The 14,289-nt window shown below is 60.2% G+C and carries 16 protein-coding genes; 5 read left to right on the forward strand and 11 right to left on the reverse strand.

Annotated features, from left to right (window positions below):
- Window positions 1–24: 24 nt before the first annotated feature.
- The 4 genes from MJP36_RS13665 to glnH are packed head-to-tail and all read right to left on the reverse strand — an operon-like array spanning window position 25 to window position 3,224.
- Entirely contained in the window at window positions 25–1,065 is a 1,041-nt protein-coding gene (locus MJP36_RS13665; protein WP_244385564.1) for a C45 family autoproteolytic acyltransferase/hydrolase, read from the reverse strand.
- Window positions 1,066–1,074: 9 nt separating this feature from the next.
- Complete coding sequence (gene glnQ / locus MJP36_RS13670; protein WP_060755681.1) at window positions 1,075–1,797, reverse strand: glutamine ABC transporter ATP-binding protein GlnQ; 723 nt, start codon at window positions 1,795–1,797, stop codon at window positions 1,075–1,077.
- On the reverse strand, window positions 1,794–2,450 hold the full coding sequence (gene glnP / locus MJP36_RS13675) for a glutamine ABC transporter permease GlnP (protein WP_060755680.1): 657 nt from the start codon (window positions 2,448–2,450) through the stop codon (window positions 1,794–1,796). The genes glnQ and glnP overlap by 4 nt, the downstream gene beginning before the upstream one ends.
- Before the next feature lie 30 nt (window positions 2,451–2,480).
- Window positions 2,481–3,224: a glutamine ABC transporter substrate-binding protein GlnH gene (gene glnH / locus MJP36_RS13680; RefSeq protein WP_060755679.1), complete on the reverse strand. Its 744-nt coding sequence runs from the start codon at window positions 3,222–3,224 to the stop codon at window positions 2,481–2,483.
- A gap of 356 nt (window positions 3,225–3,580) precedes the next feature.
- Here glnH and MJP36_RS13685 point away from each other — a divergent pair, with 356 nt between their 5' ends.
- Together MJP36_RS13685 and MJP36_RS13690 are read left to right on the forward strand one after the other, a co-directional pair.
- Window positions 3,581–4,909, forward strand: coding sequence for an aspartate aminotransferase family protein (locus MJP36_RS13685; RefSeq protein ID WP_060755678.1), 1,329 nt, complete (start codon window positions 3,581–3,583; stop codon window positions 4,907–4,909).
- Between the two features lie 10 nt (window positions 4,910–4,919).
- The gene (locus MJP36_RS13690) at window positions 4,920–5,483 is read left to right on the forward strand and encodes a carboxymuconolactone decarboxylase family protein (protein ID WP_244385565.1); all 564 of its coding nucleotides are present in this window, start codon (window positions 4,920–4,922) and stop codon (window positions 5,481–5,483) included.
- A gap of 60 nt (window positions 5,484–5,543) precedes the next feature.
- Here the strand turns inward: MJP36_RS13690 and MJP36_RS13695 are convergent, their stop codons facing one another.
- Complete coding sequence (locus MJP36_RS13695) at window positions 5,544–5,780, reverse strand: DUF6555 family protein (RefSeq protein ID WP_060755676.1); 237 nt, start codon at window positions 5,778–5,780, stop codon at window positions 5,544–5,546.
- Window positions 5,781–5,900: 120 nt separating this feature from the next.
- Between MJP36_RS13695 and MJP36_RS13700 the strand changes: the two genes are divergently transcribed.
- The 3 genes from MJP36_RS13700 (at window position 5,901) to MJP36_RS13710 (ending at window position 7,859) form a co-directional block, all read left to right on the forward strand.
- The gene (locus MJP36_RS13700; protein ID WP_244385566.1) at window positions 5,901–6,752 is read left to right on the forward strand and encodes an arylamine N-acetyltransferase family protein; all 852 of its coding nucleotides are present in this window, start codon (window positions 5,901–5,903) and stop codon (window positions 6,750–6,752) included.
- A gap of 123 nt (window positions 6,753–6,875) precedes the next feature.
- On the forward strand, window positions 6,876–7,628 hold the full coding sequence (locus MJP36_RS13705; protein ID WP_060755674.1) for an outer membrane beta-barrel protein: 753 nt from the start codon (window positions 6,876–6,878) through the stop codon (window positions 7,626–7,628).
- Window positions 7,629–7,655: 27 nt separating this feature from the next.
- Entirely contained in the window at window positions 7,656–7,859 is a 204-nt protein-coding gene (locus MJP36_RS13710) for a hypothetical protein (protein ID WP_145977760.1), read from the forward strand.
- A gap of 155 nt (window positions 7,860–8,014) precedes the next feature.
- On the opposite strand, the gene nuoN is transcribed toward MJP36_RS13710, so the two are convergent.
- Genes nuoN through nuoI form a run of 6 tightly spaced genes read right to left on the reverse strand, consistent with a single transcriptional unit; the run spans window position 8,015 to window position 14,280 of the window.
- Window positions 8,015–9,478 carry an NADH-quinone oxidoreductase subunit NuoN gene (nuoN, locus tag MJP36_RS13715; RefSeq protein ID WP_060755672.1) on the reverse strand — a complete coding sequence of 488 codons (1,464 nt, stop codon included), beginning with the start codon at window positions 9,476–9,478 and terminating at the stop codon, window positions 8,015–8,017.
- Window positions 9,479–9,485: 7 nt separating this feature from the next.
- A complete protein-coding gene (nuoM, locus tag MJP36_RS13720) occupies window positions 9,486–11,018 on the reverse strand; it encodes an NADH-quinone oxidoreductase subunit M (protein ID WP_016974046.1) in 1,533 nt (510 codons plus the stop codon).
- Between the two features lie 39 nt (window positions 11,019–11,057).
- Entirely contained in the window at window positions 11,058–12,911 is a 1,854-nt protein-coding gene (nuoL, locus tag MJP36_RS13725; protein ID WP_090370255.1) for an NADH-quinone oxidoreductase subunit L, read from the reverse strand.
- Window positions 12,908–13,216: an NADH-quinone oxidoreductase subunit NuoK gene (nuoK, locus tag MJP36_RS13730; RefSeq protein WP_003174727.1), complete on the reverse strand. Its 309-nt coding sequence runs from the start codon at window positions 13,214–13,216 to the stop codon at window positions 12,908–12,910. The genes nuoL and nuoK overlap by 4 nt, the downstream gene beginning before the upstream one ends.
- A 2-nt stretch (window positions 13,217–13,218) precedes the next feature.
- The gene (gene nuoJ / locus MJP36_RS13735) at window positions 13,219–13,722 is read right to left on the reverse strand and encodes an NADH-quinone oxidoreductase subunit J (protein ID WP_060755670.1); all 504 of its coding nucleotides are present in this window, start codon (window positions 13,720–13,722) and stop codon (window positions 13,219–13,221) included.
- 9 nt (window positions 13,723–13,731) lie between these two features.
- Entirely contained in the window at window positions 13,732–14,280 is a 549-nt protein-coding gene (nuoI, locus tag MJP36_RS13740) for an NADH-quinone oxidoreductase subunit NuoI (RefSeq protein WP_003174725.1), read from the reverse strand.
- Between the last annotated feature and the right edge of the window lie 9 nt (window positions 14,281–14,289).

Consider the following 14,289-nt stretch of genomic DNA (forward strand, 5'->3'; position numbering starts at 1 on the left):
CACAGGATCCATGTCAATGAGTGGCTACGCACCCAGGTGAACCACGCCTTCGGCAGCGGCTTGGTCGGTGTCAGGCTGCGTATAAATGCGCCACTCTACAGTGTTGGCGCTGATCCGAAAAACGCCGGTTGCCAAGGTGTTCTCATCGTCCGGATCATCCGCCGCACTGCGGTATACCGGCAAATGCCCACCGGAGGTGTCACGCAGCAGCGTCAGCGCAACCTCCGCGTGCAATGCGCCAGGCCATTGCAGCAGCTGCATATTGATACAGCGTTGCCTGGCGCCGGAGCTGTCGGTAATGCGCTGTGCCACCTGGCTCAATGCTGGCGCAACCAGATGGTTGGAATGCCCGACCGGCGCCTGGACTTCACGCACGTGGCTCGCGCCGGCGCACGCTTCCACGCTGACCACCCGCAGGCTCCCCGCCTGGCCGAACGTGTGGTGAAACGCGCCGGCGCGGTCGGTGCGTGTCACGATCGAGATCGCCTCATCAAGGGTACTCGCGTCCAGCGTCGCGCGCCCCAGGATCTGGCGTGGGATGCCGGAGGGGATATGCAAGGGCCGGATATTGTTGACGGTCGCCACCAGCCCGCGCTCATTCACCGCCAGTGTGTGCCCGGGCAGTGAGCCGGGGTAAACAAAGCTGGTGAACGCCAGGCCGGCATCCGGCGTGGCATGCAGCAGTGCGCAATGGCCTCTGAGTTGCGGGAAGCCGTCTTCGTTATGGGCGATCAGCGTACCGCCTTGGGTGGGGCCGAATACGGTCGTGCAGCCATCCACGCTGTGGGGGTGCACGTAGTCGCCTCGGCAATTCCACATGAACACCTCATCCACCGGCAACTGCAAGCCGTCGGCCAGCCCTTCGAGTTCCTGCCAGTAACGCGGGAACTCGTCTTGCACCCGCTGGCGCATCTGCCAGGCCGCCGGGGTGTGTGCCTGCGCCGCCAGGTATTGCCAGAGGGCAAGGGGACGCAAGTGCGTAGCCACCGCGTCGCGGCCGAAAACCCCCAGCCCGCGGCCGATCGAATAGGCACTTCCATCAAGATGAATAGAGGGCAGTGTCATTGCATCTCCTCACGATACATGTTGCAGAAACTCGCGCAGGCGCGGGCTTGGCGGGTTGGCGATGAGTTCGGCGGGCGGGCCGTCCTCAGCGATGCGGCCCTTGTCGATGAAGATCAGGCGCGTGGCAACCTTGCGTGCGAAATCCACTTCGTGGGTGACGATCACCATGGTCATGCCTTCATCGGCCAGCGATTTCATCACGGTCAGCACTTCGTGGCGCAATTCCGGGTCCAGCGCGGATGTCGGTTCGTCAAACAGCATGAGCTTGGGCTTGACCGCCAATGCCCGTGCGATGGCGACGCGTTGCTGCTGGCCGCCGGACAGCTCGGAGGGGAAGTGATTGGCGCGTTCGGCCAAGCCGACTTTTGCCAGCAGCTCGGCGGCCAGTTGCTCGGCCTCCGTGCGGCTGGCGCCGCGTACCCGTACCGGGCCGAAGGCGACGTTCTGCAGCGCCGTCATCTGAGGGAACAGGTGAAACTGCTGGAACACCATGCCCGCTTCCTGGCGGATCAGACGCTCATCGACCTTGGGGTCGTTGACCTCCAGGCCATCGACGATCAGTTGGCCGTCGGTGATCTCTTCGAGTTTGTTGATGCAGCGCAGCAGGGTGGATTTACCCGAGCCCGACGGGCCGATGATGACGACCACTTCACCGCTGGCGATCTTGAGGTTGATGTCGTGCAGCACCTGAGTGCTGCCGAAGTGCTTGGACACACCTTTGAACTCGATCATAGGATTTTCAGCCTCGATTCCATACGTCGCAGTACATAGCTCAGCACCAACGTAATGATCAGATAGATAACGGCGACCGCAGACCAGATTTCCATCGCGCGGAAATTGCCGGCGATCACTTCCTGGCCCTGGCGGGTCAATTCGGCGACACCGATCACGATGAACAGCGACGTGTCCTTGATGCTGACGATCCATTGGTTGCCCAGCGCCGGGATCATCCGGCGGAACGCCAGCGGGGCGATCACATAGCGCAGCGTATCGCGCCTGGACAGGCCCAGCGCCAACCCGGCTTCGCGGAAACCTCGATTGATCGACAACACCGCGCCGCGGGTGATCTCGGCGATGTAGGCGCCGGAGTTGAACATGATGGTCACGACGGCAGCCGAGAATGGATCGATGCGCACCGGAATCATCATCGGTAGCGCAAAGTAGATGAACATGACCTGCACCATGATCGGTGTGCCACGGATCAGTTCGATGAAAACAAGCGCAACACGGCTGCTGATAAAACCACCGTAGGCACGGGCAAAACCCGCACCTACGCCGATGACGGCACCACCGATCAGACCCAGGATCGAAATCCACAAGGTCAGCTTGGCGCCGTCGAGCAGGACCGGCAGCGCATCCCAAATGGCGCTCCATTGGAAATGCATGCTGAATTCTCTATTGAGGAAGGACGGGGGTTATTGCGGATCGGTGCCGAACCACTTGCGATAGATCTGCGCGTAGGTGCCGTTCTCGCGAATCTTCTTCAGTGCCGCGTTGACCGGCTCGCGCAATTCGCTGCCTTTGGGGAAACCGATGCCGTACTGCTGCGCGAGCATCTGTTGGCCGACGGCCTTCACCTGGCCTTCGCCTGCCGTCTTGATGTAGTACAGGACGTTAGGCGTGTCGTGCATGGCGGCATCGACGCGGCCGGTGCGCAGTTCCAGGTAGGCGTTATCGATATTGGGGAACTGGCGCAGTTCGCTGGCTTTCAGGTTGGCTTTGGCGTAGTCCGCTGCCGAGGTGCCGCTTTTTACCGCCAGGGTCTTGCCGGCGATATCCGCTTCACCTTTGATGGTGTTGTTGTCGCTTTTGACCATCAACAGGAAACCGCTGTTGTAGTAACCATCGGAGAAGTCGATGGCTTGCTTACGCTCTTCCTTGATCGTGATCCCGGCGAGCGCCACGTCGACATTATGGGTTTGCAGGGCAGGGATGATGCCGTTGAAGTCCATGGGCTTGAGCTGGTAGCTGACGCCCATTTCTTTGGCAATGGCGGCCCACAGGTCGATGTCGAAGCCCACGTATTCGTTGCCTTGCTTGAACTCGAACGGTACGAACGCGGTGTCGGTCGCGACCAGCAGTTCCTTGCTCGCAGCGAAGCTGCTTGAGGTGGTGACCAGTGCCAGTGCCGCCAGTGAGACCTTCAGAAAGTGCTTCATGGGTATTTTCTCTTCAGGGGGAAACAAGCCCGAGGCTAGCCTGGGGCGATGGGGATAGCGGCAGTCAATTTTTTGAGTGATCCACAGGAATTCACTCCACTTTTTTGTTATAGGCCCGGCTAGCCACCCGAAAGAGGAGGCGCACGACACATTTGCTTTTTAGCAAAATATACATGCATTTATTTTGCGTGCAACTATATTTTGCATGGCTGGCGCGCCACGAAAAATGGTTTTAAGCCATAAAAGGCTGGGTTTGACGGGTTTATTTGAACGGTGAGGCACTGAATGGTTATGCAAAAAATAATTGCATTTAAAAAATCTGCATCTATTATTTGCAAAAAACCGGAGCGGCATCCATGAGCCACGTCTTTCATCGCAGCCTTACACAAAGCTACCCCATTGCAGTCAAGGGCGAAGGGCCTTACCTGATCGACGCCAATCAACGTCGTTACCTGGATGCCAGTGGTGGCGCTGCGGTGTCGTGCCTGGGCCACAGCGACCCGGACGTGATCGAGGCGGTGCGTCGGCAGGTGGGGCAGTTGGCTTATGCCCACACCTCCTTCTTTACCACGCAGGTGATGGAGGAGCTGGCTGATTTCCTGGTGGCACGGGCCCCGGCGGGCATCGACTCGGTGTACTTCGTTTCAGGCGGTTCGGAGGCGATAGAAGCGGCGCTGAAACTCGCTCGCCAATACTTCATCGAGATCGGCCAGCCCCAGCGCAAGCACCTGATCGCACGGCGCCAGAGCTATCACGGCAATACCCTGGGTGCGCTGGCGACCGGTGGTAATGAATGGCGGCGCAGGCAGTTTGAACCGCTGCTGATTGACGTCAGTCATGTCAGCCCATGCTATGCATATCGCCAGCAACAGGACGGTGAATCCGCCGAAGCGCTGGGCGTGCGCCTGGCTGGCGAACTGGAAGCGGAAATCCTGCGTCTGGGGGCTGAAAACGTCATGGCGTTTGTCGCCGAGCCTGTGGTCGGCGCGACGCTGGGCGCGGTGACTGCGGTTCCGGGCTATTTCAAACGTATCCGAGACGTGTGCGACCGCCATGGCGTCTTGTTGATTCTGGATGAAGTCATGTGCGGCATGGGCCGTACCGGCAGTTTGTTTGCTGCAGAGCAGGAAGGCATCACGGCGGATCTGATCACCATCGCCAAAGGGCTGGGCGCCGGTTACCAGCCCATCGGCGCAACGCTGGTGAGCCGGAAAATCCGCGATGCGATCGCCTCGGGCTCGGGGTTCTTTCAGCACGGCCATACCTATATCGGCCACGCCACCGCCTGCGCCGCCGCGCTGGCGGTACAGAAAGCCATCGAGTCGCGTGGGTTGCTCGCCCAAGTCAACCGCTTGGGGGAGGGCCTGCGTGAGCGTTTGCTGGATCGTTTCGCCGAGCATCCGCACATTGGTGATATCCGCGGCCGTGGGCTGTTCCAGGGCATCGAACTGGTCGCCGACCGCAACAGCAAGGCGCCTTTCGACCCGGCTCTCAAGCTGCACGCCAAACTCAAGCAGGCGGCCATGGCTGAAGGCTTGATGTGCTACCCCATGGGCGGAACCATCGACGGGCAGCGGGGCGATCATATCCTTCTGGCACCGCCGTTCATTCTTGAGGATCATCACCTTGATGAGATCGCCGACAAACTGCTGGTTGCGGTGACGACCACATTGAAAAACCGCTGAGGGGAGCGCAATGGCTATTCAATCGCGTCTAAGCGAGTTGACCGAAGCGTCGATGAGCGATGCCCAGCGCGCTGTGCTCAAGGAGATCCTGGCAGGGCCGCGTGGCAATCTGGATGGGCCTTTCCTGGCCTGGATCCACAGCCCGCAACTGGCGAACCATGCACAGCGGCTGGGGGCCTTTTGTCGTTATGGCACGCAACTGGAACTGCGCCTTACCGAGTTGGCGATCCTGTTTACGGCAGCCTGGTGGCAGTCCCAGGCCGAGTGGCAGATTCATGAGCCCATTGCGCGCTCAGCCGGTGTCACTGATGCCGTCATCGAAGCGTTACAGCAGCAGGCAGCGCCGCCCTTTACCCGTGAGGACGAGGCTTTGGTCTATCGCCTCGGCAAGACGCTTTATGAAACCCGGCGTATCGATGACGCGCTCTATGTACAGGCGATAGCGGCTTTCGGAGAGCCGGCCGTGGTCGAGCTTGTCGGTGTTTTTGGCTACTACGCGCTGGTGGCGATGACGCTGAATGTGTTCGCGGTGCGCCGTGATACGGATGCACCACTGCCATTTGTCGAGCGCTGAACAGTCTGTCCTGTGTCTGATCTATAAAAAAGCCCCACCTTTATGGTGGGGCTTGTTCTTTCACTTGGGGGCTGTCCACGTTACCTCGGTAATCCCGAATTTTTCCGCCTTGGGCCGGGTGGTTTTCTTCACCTGTTCATGCCCCACGCGCCCCACGCGACTGACGTGCGCAACGTCGGCATCAACCGCTGCCCAGTGCCAGGCCTCGGCGTTGTTCATCACTTCGGCACGCACTACAAACGACTTCGGTTGACCGTGCAGTTGATAGTGAATGGTGTAAATCTTCGCGGTACTCATGTTGCCTCCCTGTCTTGTTATAGATGGATAGGTTGGCGCCGAGAAAGGTTCATTCAAAATGACAAGCCGTTGGCTGGCGCGGCATAGTGACGCCTTCGCCACGCGCTCAAGGATCGCGCCATGTCCCACCCCACTGACAGCCGCCTGACTCACAGCCAGCTTTATCTGCAACGCCTGGGCTATGCTTCGCCCCCACCGCCGACCCTTGAAACCCTGCAAGCGCTGCAATTGCGCCACGTGTGCACCTTTGCCTTCGAGAGCGTGTCGACCTTGTTGCACAGGCCGGTACCCATCGACCTGCCCAGTGTCGAGCAAAAAATCCTGTTGGATGGGCGCGGCGGGTATTGCTATGAGCTGAACCAGATGTTCCTGGCGCTGTTGCAGGAACTCGGCTTCGACGCACGGGGCATCACCGGCCGCGTAGTGCTGGGTGGTCCGGCGGATGCGCACACGGCGCGCACCCACCGCTTGAGCCTGGTGACCCTGGAGGGCGCGCGCTATATCACGGATGTCGGCTTTGGCGGCATGGTGCCCAGCAGCCCGTTGCAACTGGACACCGAAGCGCAGCAGGCCACGGCCCATGAACCTTATCGGCTGACCTTCGACGGGCAGGGCAGTTACACCCTGTGGGTGCTGGTCGCCGGGGAGTGGCGCGGTTTGTATGTGTTCGACCTGCAAGTGCAGGCCGCCATCGACTACGAAATCGGCAACTGGTACGTCTCTACACACCCTGACTCGGTGTTCCTCGGCCAGTTGAAAGCGGCACGGTTGGCGCCGGGTAAGCGTTATACCCTGGCCAATGCCCACTATGCGGTGCATAGCCTGGATGGGCCCAGCGAAAAGCGCGTGATCGACAGCGCGGATGAACTGCTGGCACTGCTGCAAGAGACCTTTGGTATTCACCTGCCAACCGATCCCAAGCTTCGCGAAGCGCTTAGTGGCTTAATAATGGCCAGCACCGCAGAGCCTTGAGTTAGAGCCATCGCTGAACCGTTTTACCTCCAAAACGATGCAAATTAATTCGAACCTTTGCCAACGGCCGAGGTTCGAAGCGGTTCCTGAATAATTTGCTCACTAACAAGGAGATGTAAAACGATGTCCAAGCTATTCGGAAAAATCTTCAAGGGTTCCTCCCTGCTGGCGCTGGTCGCTGCACCTGCCGTGGTGTTCGCGGCACCGCCTACCGGCCCTATTTCCACCTTCGGTATCCTGGGTAGCTATAACGATTTCAAATTCGAAGGCGGCAGCGCAAGCGACAAGAGCCACATGCCTGAAGCCGGGCTGTTCTACAACTTCGGCAACAAGCTGACTGCCGAATCCGGTTTCATCTATCAAGCCGGTATCGAAGCCAAGTACGGCGAAAAAAGCGACGACAAGCTCAAGGAAGGTCAGGCTGACCTGGACCTCGGCTGGCGCGCCGCGCTGGATGCGCGCAACTTCGTCGACGTGATTGTGGGCGGTGGCTACACCTGGACCCGCTATGAGCCCGACACCAACGGCTATGACGTCAAGCTCACCAACAAATCGCCATTCGCCAAGCTGGCACTGGGCTACAACCACCAGTTCGATGATATGACCCTGCGCGTTGAAGCCGGTGCCCGTCAGACCATCGACGGCCGCGCCAAACTCAAAGTGGATGGCGTGGGCAGTGACACTGTGGACCTCAAGGATCGCACCAACCCCTACGCCGAAGTCAGCCTGCTGATGAACCAAAATGGCAATCTGCCGGTGATGGCGGGCTTGTACTACACCCGCACCGAATACAAGCTCGACGAAGACTCCTTTACCGCCGACAACACCAAGCTCAAGCGTGATGAGTACGGTTTCAAGGTGGGTATCGCGTTTTAAGGCTGCGATTGAGCCAGACACGTCGACGTGAATGAAAAACGCCCCGAAGTGATTCGGGGCGTTTTTTTTGCGCCGTTTATCTGTGTGGAGCGTTTTGTGGTGATGGGGGAGGGTGGAGACGTTAAAGGTATGGGTTCAACCCAGCGCTGCGAGCTGGCATTTCTGGCGAGCGCGTTTGTCGTGGCGAGGGAGCTTGCTCCCGTTGGGCTGCGTAGCGGCCCTGAAACCTGACACTGAGATTTCTCTGGGGTAACGCGGTGTCTGTGCTGGGGTCGCTTCGCGCCCCAACGGGAGCAAGCTCCCTCGCCACAGGAAATGTAATCAATGGCAAGAATGCAAAACGGCGCCCGAAGGCGCCGTTCTGTTGACTGCATGTGCCTAAGCGATCAAACGCCCAACACCGCGTGCTGCACCAGGGTGAGCAACGGTTGTGGGTACACGCCCAGGAAGAACGCGAGCAGGGCGATGGCCAGCAGCATTACGCCACCGGCTTTCTGTTCCCAGTGCAGCTCGGCATCCACACGACGCAGGTTTGGCTCGATCAGGTACAGGGTGACCATCACGCGCAGGTAGTAGAACACGCCAATCGCGCTACCCAGCACCAGGGATGCCACCAGCCACCACTCGTGCGCCTCGACACCGGTCGCCACGATGTAGAACTTGCCGATGAAACCGGCCGTCAGCGGGATACCCGCCAGGGACAGCATCATCACGGTCAGTACGGCGGTCAGGTACGGACGGCGCCAGAACAGGCCGCGGTATTCGTACAGGGCATCAGCGTCACGGCCTTTGAACGGCGAGGACATCAGGGTGATCACGCCGAACGCGCCGAGGCTGGTGATCACGTAGGTGACCAGATACACACCCATGGCTTCCACGGCCAGGCCTTTGCTCGCCACCAGGGCGATCAGCAGGTAGCCGAAGTGCGCGATGGACGAGTAACCCAGCAGACGCTTGAGGTTGTTCTGGGTCAGGGCCAGCAGGTTACCGAACAGGATCGACGCGATGGCGATCACGGTCAGCACGGTGCTCAGCACGCCGGTGTTGGCGGCAGGCGAGATCTGGAACAGACGCACCATCACCGCGAATACGGCCACCTTCGACGCCGTGGCCAGGAACGCAGCCACCGGCGCCGGGGCGCCTTCGTACACGTCCGGGGTCCACAGGTGGAAGGGCACCAGCGACAGCTTGAACGCCAGGCCGATCAGCATCATCGCCAGGCCCAGTTGGGCAATCGGCGCAGGCATGCTGGTGGTGGCCAGGGCGTGGCCGATGCCGGTGAAGCTCAGGTTGCCGGCTTCGGCGTAGAGCAGGGCCATACCGAACAACAGGAACGCGGAACCGGCGGCCGACAGCACCATGTACTTGATGCCGGCTTCCAGGGAGCGCTTGTTGAAGAAGGCGTAGGCCACCAGGCCGTAGGTCGGGATCGACAGCAGTTCCAGGCCGATGAACAAGCCGGCCAGGTGCTGTGCGCTGACCAGCACGATACCACCGGCAGCAGCCAGCAGGATCAGCAGGTACAGCTCTTCCTTGTTGCCCGGGTAGCCGGTGCCGCCTTCGCCCATGTAGGCATGGGCGAGGGTGACGCACGCCAGGGTGGCTACGAGGATCAACGCGATGTACAGCAGCGCGAAGTCATCGACCATCATCAGCGGGGTCACCGCCAGTGGCGCGACCTTGAGGGCCGGAATGATCGACAGCAAGGCCAGGTTCAGGCCGGCACAGGACAGCAGGAACGTTTGCGAGTGATTGCGGCGCCAGGCGATCGCCAGCATCACCACCACGATGGTGAGGCTGGTGATCAGCAGCGGCGCAAGCGCGATAAAGTGTTGGATCGTGAATTCCATAGCGCTCTTACCGGGCCGAAGCGAGTTGAGAGAAGGCGGTGCCGAACCACTGCTGCACGCCATGCATCGTTGCGGCAGAAGTGTCCAGGAACGGTTGCGGGTACACGCCGATGTAGATCAGCAGTACCGCAAGGCCGAGCACCATGATCAGTTCGCGAGCATCCATCCCTTGCAGGACGGTGTCGGACTTGGCCGGGCCGAAGTAGGCGCGGTGGATCATGATCAGCGAGTAGACCGAGCCGAATACCAGGCCGGATGTAGCGATGGCGCTGATCCACGGTGTCTGTACGAACGAGCCCATCAGGATCAGGAATTCGCCGATGAAGTTACCGGTGCCCGGCAGGCCCAGGGACGCTGCGGCAAAGAACAGGCTGATCGCCGGCAGGTAGGCGATGCGCGACCACACGCCACCCATCTCACGCATGTCACGGGTGTGCAGGCGTTCGTACAACTGGCCACTCAGGATAAAGAGGGCAGCGGCCGAGACACCGTGGGCCAGCATCTGGATCACTGCGCCTTGCAACGCCAGCTGGCTGCCGGAGTAGATGCCGATCAGTACGAAACCCATATGCGAAACGGACGAGAACGCGATCAGACGCTTGATGTCGGTTTGCGCGAAGGCCAGGAACGCGCCGTAGAAGATCCCGATCAGACCCAGGGTCATGGCGATCGGCGCGAACTCGGCCGAGGCATTCGGGAACAGCGGCAGGGCGAAACGCAGCAGACCATACGCCGCGGTCTTCAACAGGATACCGGCCAGGTCGACCGAACCTGCTGTTGGCGCCTGGGCGTGAGCGTCAGGCAGCCAGGAGTGGAACGGCACCACCGGCAGCTTCACCGCGAATGCGATGAAGAAGCCCAGCATCAGGATGTACTCGGTGGTCAGGGACATCTTGGTTTTCAACAGGTCGGCGTAGTTGAAGGTAATCACGCCGGTGTTGTTGAAGTTGACCAGTACCAGGCCCAGGATCGCCACCAACATGATCAGGCCGGAAGCCTGGGTGAAGATGAAGAACTTGGTCGCCGCGTAGATCCGGGTTTTCTTGCCGTCCGAAGAACTGTGACCCCAGAGCGCGATGAGGAAGTACATCGGCACCAGCATCATTTCCCAGAAGAAGAAGAACATGAACAGGTCGAGGGCGAGGAACACGCCGACGACGCCGCCCAGGATCCACATCAGGTTCAGGTGGAAGAAGCCCACGTGACGCTGGATTTCTTTCCAGGAGCAGAGTACCGAGAGGATACCCAGCAGGCCGGTCAGCAGGATCATCAACAGCGACAGGCCGTCGAGGGCCAGGTGCACGTTGATGCCGAAGCGCTGGATCCACACGTGCTTGAATTCAAGCGCGAAGGTTGGATCGACACCCGGTGCCGGAGCGAATGAATAGTCACCATGGGCCCACAGCCAGAGGCCGAGTGCGAGTTCCAGGGACATGGTCAGCAACGCAATCCAGCGGGGGAGGGTGGCGCCGAAGCGTTCACCCATCCAGCAGAGCAGGCCGCCGATAAAGGGGATCAGGATTAGCCAGGGCAGAATCATGACGGGCTCGTTTCCTTTCGCAAGTTCGCAAAGTTCATATCAGACCGCTACCACTACGATGGCGCCGATCACTAGCACGGCACCGGCCGCCATGGAAGCTGCATACCAGCGCAGTTGGCCAGTCTCGCTGCGGCTCAGGGCGGTGTGACCGGCCTTGGCGGCACGCGGGATCAAACCGATGGTCTGGTCGAGCGGGTCTTTACGCAGTACATGACTGATGGCCAGGTATGGCTTGACGAACAGTTTGTCGTAGATCCAATCGAAGCCCCAGGCAGCGAACCACCAGGCCGAAAGGAAGCGGCCAATGCCACTGTTGGCAACGGCGGTCACGAAGCGACGCTTGCCGAGGAACAGCAGGGCCGCCAGCAGGATACCGGCAATGGCGATGGCGCCCGAGACGATTTCCAGGCTGTGCTGGGCTTCGCCGCCGGCATGGCCGACGCTTTGTGGCAATACGCCGTGCAGTGGCGGCGTGATCATTGCACCGACGAAAGTCGACAGCACGATCAGTACCGACAATGGCAGCCAGTGCGAGATGCCGTGGCCTGCGTGTGCTTCGGTCTTGGCTTCACCGTGGAAGGTGATGAAGATCAGGCGGAAGGTGTACAGCGAGGTCATGAACGCACCCACCAGGCCTGCGTACAGCAGGTTCTGGTTACCGCTGGCAAAGGCTTCCCAGAGGATCTCGTCTTTCGAGTAGAAACCGGCGGTCACCAACGGCAGGGCAGCCAGGGCGGCACCACCGACGATGAAGCTGGCGTAGGCCAACGGCAGTTTTTTCCACAGGCCACCCATCTTGAAGATGTTCTGCTCGTGGTGGCAGGCAACGATCACCGCACCGGAAGCGAGGAACAGCAGGGCCTTGAAGAAGGCGTGGGTCATCAGGTGGAAGATCGCCGCGTCCCAGGCACCGACGCCCAGGGCCAGGAACATGTAGCCGATCTGGCTCATGGTCGAGTAGGCGAGGATGCGCTTGATGTCGGTCTGTACCAGCGCGGCGAAGCCGGCCAGTACCAGGGTCACGCCGCCGACCAGGCCGACCAGGTGCAGGATTTCCGGCGCCAGGGTGAACAGGCCATGGGTACGCGCAATCAGGTAGACACCGGCGGTTACCATGGTTGCGGCGTGGATCAGTGCCGAAACCGGGGTAGGACCGGCCATCGCATCCGCCAGCCAGGTTTGCAGCGGCAGTTGCGCGGATTTACCCACGGCCCCGCCCAGCAGCATCAGGGTCGCCAGGGTGATCCAGAAGTCGCCGACCTGGAATTTCTGCGGTGCCAGTACCAGCAGTTCCTGGATGTTCAGCGTGCCCACCTGTTGGAACAGGATGAACAGGCCGATCGCCATGAACACGTCGCCGATACGGGTGACGATAAAGGCCTTGAGTGCCGCGTTACCGTTGTTGCGGTTGCTGTAGTAGAAACCGATCAGCAGGTACGAGCACAGGCCCACGCCTTCCCAGCCGAAGTACAGGAACAACAGGTTATCGCCCAGTACCAGGAACAGCATGCTGGCGATAAACAGGTTGGTGTACGAGAAGAAGCGCGAGTAACCGGCTTCACCGCGCATGTACCAGGACGCGAACAGGTGGATCAGGAAACCCACGCCCACCACCACGCCGAGCATGGTGATCGACAGGCCGTCGATGTAGAGGGCGAAGTTGGGCTTGAAACCCTCCACCGACATCCACTGCCACAGCACCAGGGTGTAGTGGCCGCCTTCCGGCGGGGCCACGTTGAATTGCCAGATGACGTAGGCGGCAACGATGGCCGACAGGCCAATCGAGCCCACGCCCACCAGGGCCGAGAGGTTTTCCGACCAGCGTCCACGGGAGAACGACAGCAGCAGGAAACCGATCAGGGGAAATACGAAAGTCAGAAAGATCATGTTCATCCGCGCATCTCACTGGCAGCGTCGATATCAAGCGTGTGGAAGCGACGATACAGTTGCAGCAGGATCGCCAGGCCGATACTGGCCTCGGCGGCTGCCAGGCTGATCACCAGGATGAACATGACTTGTCCATCCGGCTGGCCCCAACGTGCACCCGCGACGATGAAGGCCAGTGCTGCGGCGTTCATCATGATTTCCAGGCTCATCAACACGAACAGAATGTTACGGCGGACCATCAGGCCGACCAGGCCAAGGCAGAACAGGATGCCGGCAACCGCCAGACCATGCTCCAAAGGGATAGCAGGCATCGTCATTGCTCCTTGGCTTCGTTGCGGCCCAAGTGGAAGGCGGTGACGGCTGCGGCGAGCAGCAGCATCGACGCCAGTTCGACCACCAGCAGGTACGGGCCGAACAGGCTGACGCCCACGGCTTTCGCATCCACGGTGGTGTGGCCGATGGCCTGGCCGCTCTGGTGAGCGAACAGCACATACAGCAGTTCACCTAGCAGCAGGGCGGCGAGGACAACAGGGCCGAGCCAGATGCCGGGTTTGAGCCAGACGCGCTCCTGGGCGACCGAAGCCGGCCCCAGGTTGAGCATCATCACCACAAACACGAACAGCACCATGATGGCGCCGGCGTAGGCGATCACTTCCAGGACACCGGCGAACGGTGCGCCGAGGCTGAAGAAGGTCATGGCCACGGCGATCAGCGAAATGATCAGGTAGAGCAGGGCGTGCACGGGGTTGGTGTTGGTGATCACGCGAAGCGTGGACACAACCGCGATACCCGATGCGAAATAGAAAGCGAATTCCATCTTTCTTCCTTAAGGCAGCAAGCTCTTCACGTTGATCGGCTCGGCTTCGTTTTGTGCGGCGCCTTTTGGCTTACCGGCAACGGCCATACCTGCAACACGATAGAAGTTGTAATCAGGGTTTTTACCGGGACCAGAGATCAAAAGATCTTCTTTCTCGTACACCAGGTCCTGACGTTTGAACTCGGCCATCTCGAAATCCGGTGTCAGCTGGATCGCGGTGGTCGGGCAAGCTTCCTCGCAGAGGCCGCAGAAAATGCAGCGCGAGAAGTTGATGCGGAAGAAGTCCGGGTACCAGCGACCGTCTTCGGTTTCAGCTTTCTGCAGGGAGATGCAACCCACCGGGCACGCCACGGCGCACAGGTTGCAGGCTACGCAACGCTCTTCGCCATCGGGGTCGCGGGTCAGCACGATGCGGCCGCGATAGCGCGGCGGCAGGTACACCGCTTCTTCCGGGTATTGCAGGGTGTCGCGTTTGCGGAAGCCGTGACCGAACACCATCACCAGGCTTCGCAACTGGGTACCGGTACCCTTAACGATGTCGCCAATATATTTGAACATGGGTCAAAT

It is taken from the genome of Pseudomonas palleroniana (assembly GCF_022836895.1).
GTDB lineage: Bacteria > Pseudomonadota > Gammaproteobacteria > Pseudomonadales > Pseudomonadaceae > Aquipseudomonas > Aquipseudomonas palleroniana.

Coding starts and splice junctions, on each gene's coding strand:
- MJP36_RS13695 (WP_060755676.1), bottom strand. CDS start 5,780: ATGAGTACCGCGAAGATTTACACCATTCACTATCAACTGCACGGTCAA.
- MJP36_RS13700 (WP_244385566.1), top strand. CDS start 5,901: ATGTCCCACCCCACTGACAGCCGCCTGACTCACAGCCAGCTTTATCTG.
- glnP (WP_060755680.1), bottom strand. CDS start 2,450: ATGCATTTCCAATGGAGCGCCATTTGGGATGCGCTGCCGGTCCTGCTC.
- MJP36_RS13705 (WP_060755674.1), top strand. CDS start 6,876: ATGTCCAAGCTATTCGGAAAAATCTTCAAGGGTTCCTCCCTGCTGGCG.
- nuoK (WP_003174727.1), bottom strand. CDS start 13,216: ATGCCTGCTATCCCTTTGGAGCATGGTCTGGCGGTTGCCGGCATCCTG.
- nuoM (WP_016974046.1), bottom strand. CDS start 11,018: ATGATTCTGCCCTGGCTAATCCTGATCCCCTTTATCGGCGGCCTGCTC.
- MJP36_RS13685 (WP_060755678.1), top strand. CDS start 3,581: ATGAGCCACGTCTTTCATCGCAGCCTTACACAAAGCTACCCCATTGCA.
- glnH (WP_060755679.1), bottom strand. CDS start 3,224: ATGAAGCACTTTCTGAAGGTCTCACTGGCGGCACTGGCACTGGTCACC.
- nuoI (WP_003174725.1), bottom strand. CDS start 14,280: ATGTTCAAATATATTGGCGACATCGTTAAGGGTACCGGTACCCAGTTG.
- nuoJ (WP_060755670.1), bottom strand. CDS start 13,722: ATGGAATTCGCTTTCTATTTCGCATCGGGTATCGCGGTTGTGTCCACG.
- glnQ (WP_060755681.1), bottom strand. CDS start 1,797: ATGATCGAGTTCAAAGGTGTGTCCAAGCACTTCGGCAGCACTCAGGTG.
- MJP36_RS13690 (WP_244385565.1), top strand. CDS start 4,920: ATGGCTATTCAATCGCGTCTAAGCGAGTTGACCGAAGCGTCGATGAGC.
- nuoL (WP_090370255.1), bottom strand. CDS start 12,911: ATGAACATGATCTTTCTGACTTTCGTATTTCCCCTGATCGGTTTCCTG.
- nuoN (WP_060755672.1), bottom strand. CDS start 9,478: ATGGAATTCACGATCCAACACTTTATCGCGCTTGCGCCGCTGCTGATC.
- MJP36_RS13665 (WP_244385564.1), bottom strand. CDS start 1,065: ATGACACTGCCCTCTATTCATCTTGATGGAAGTGCCTATTCGATCGGC.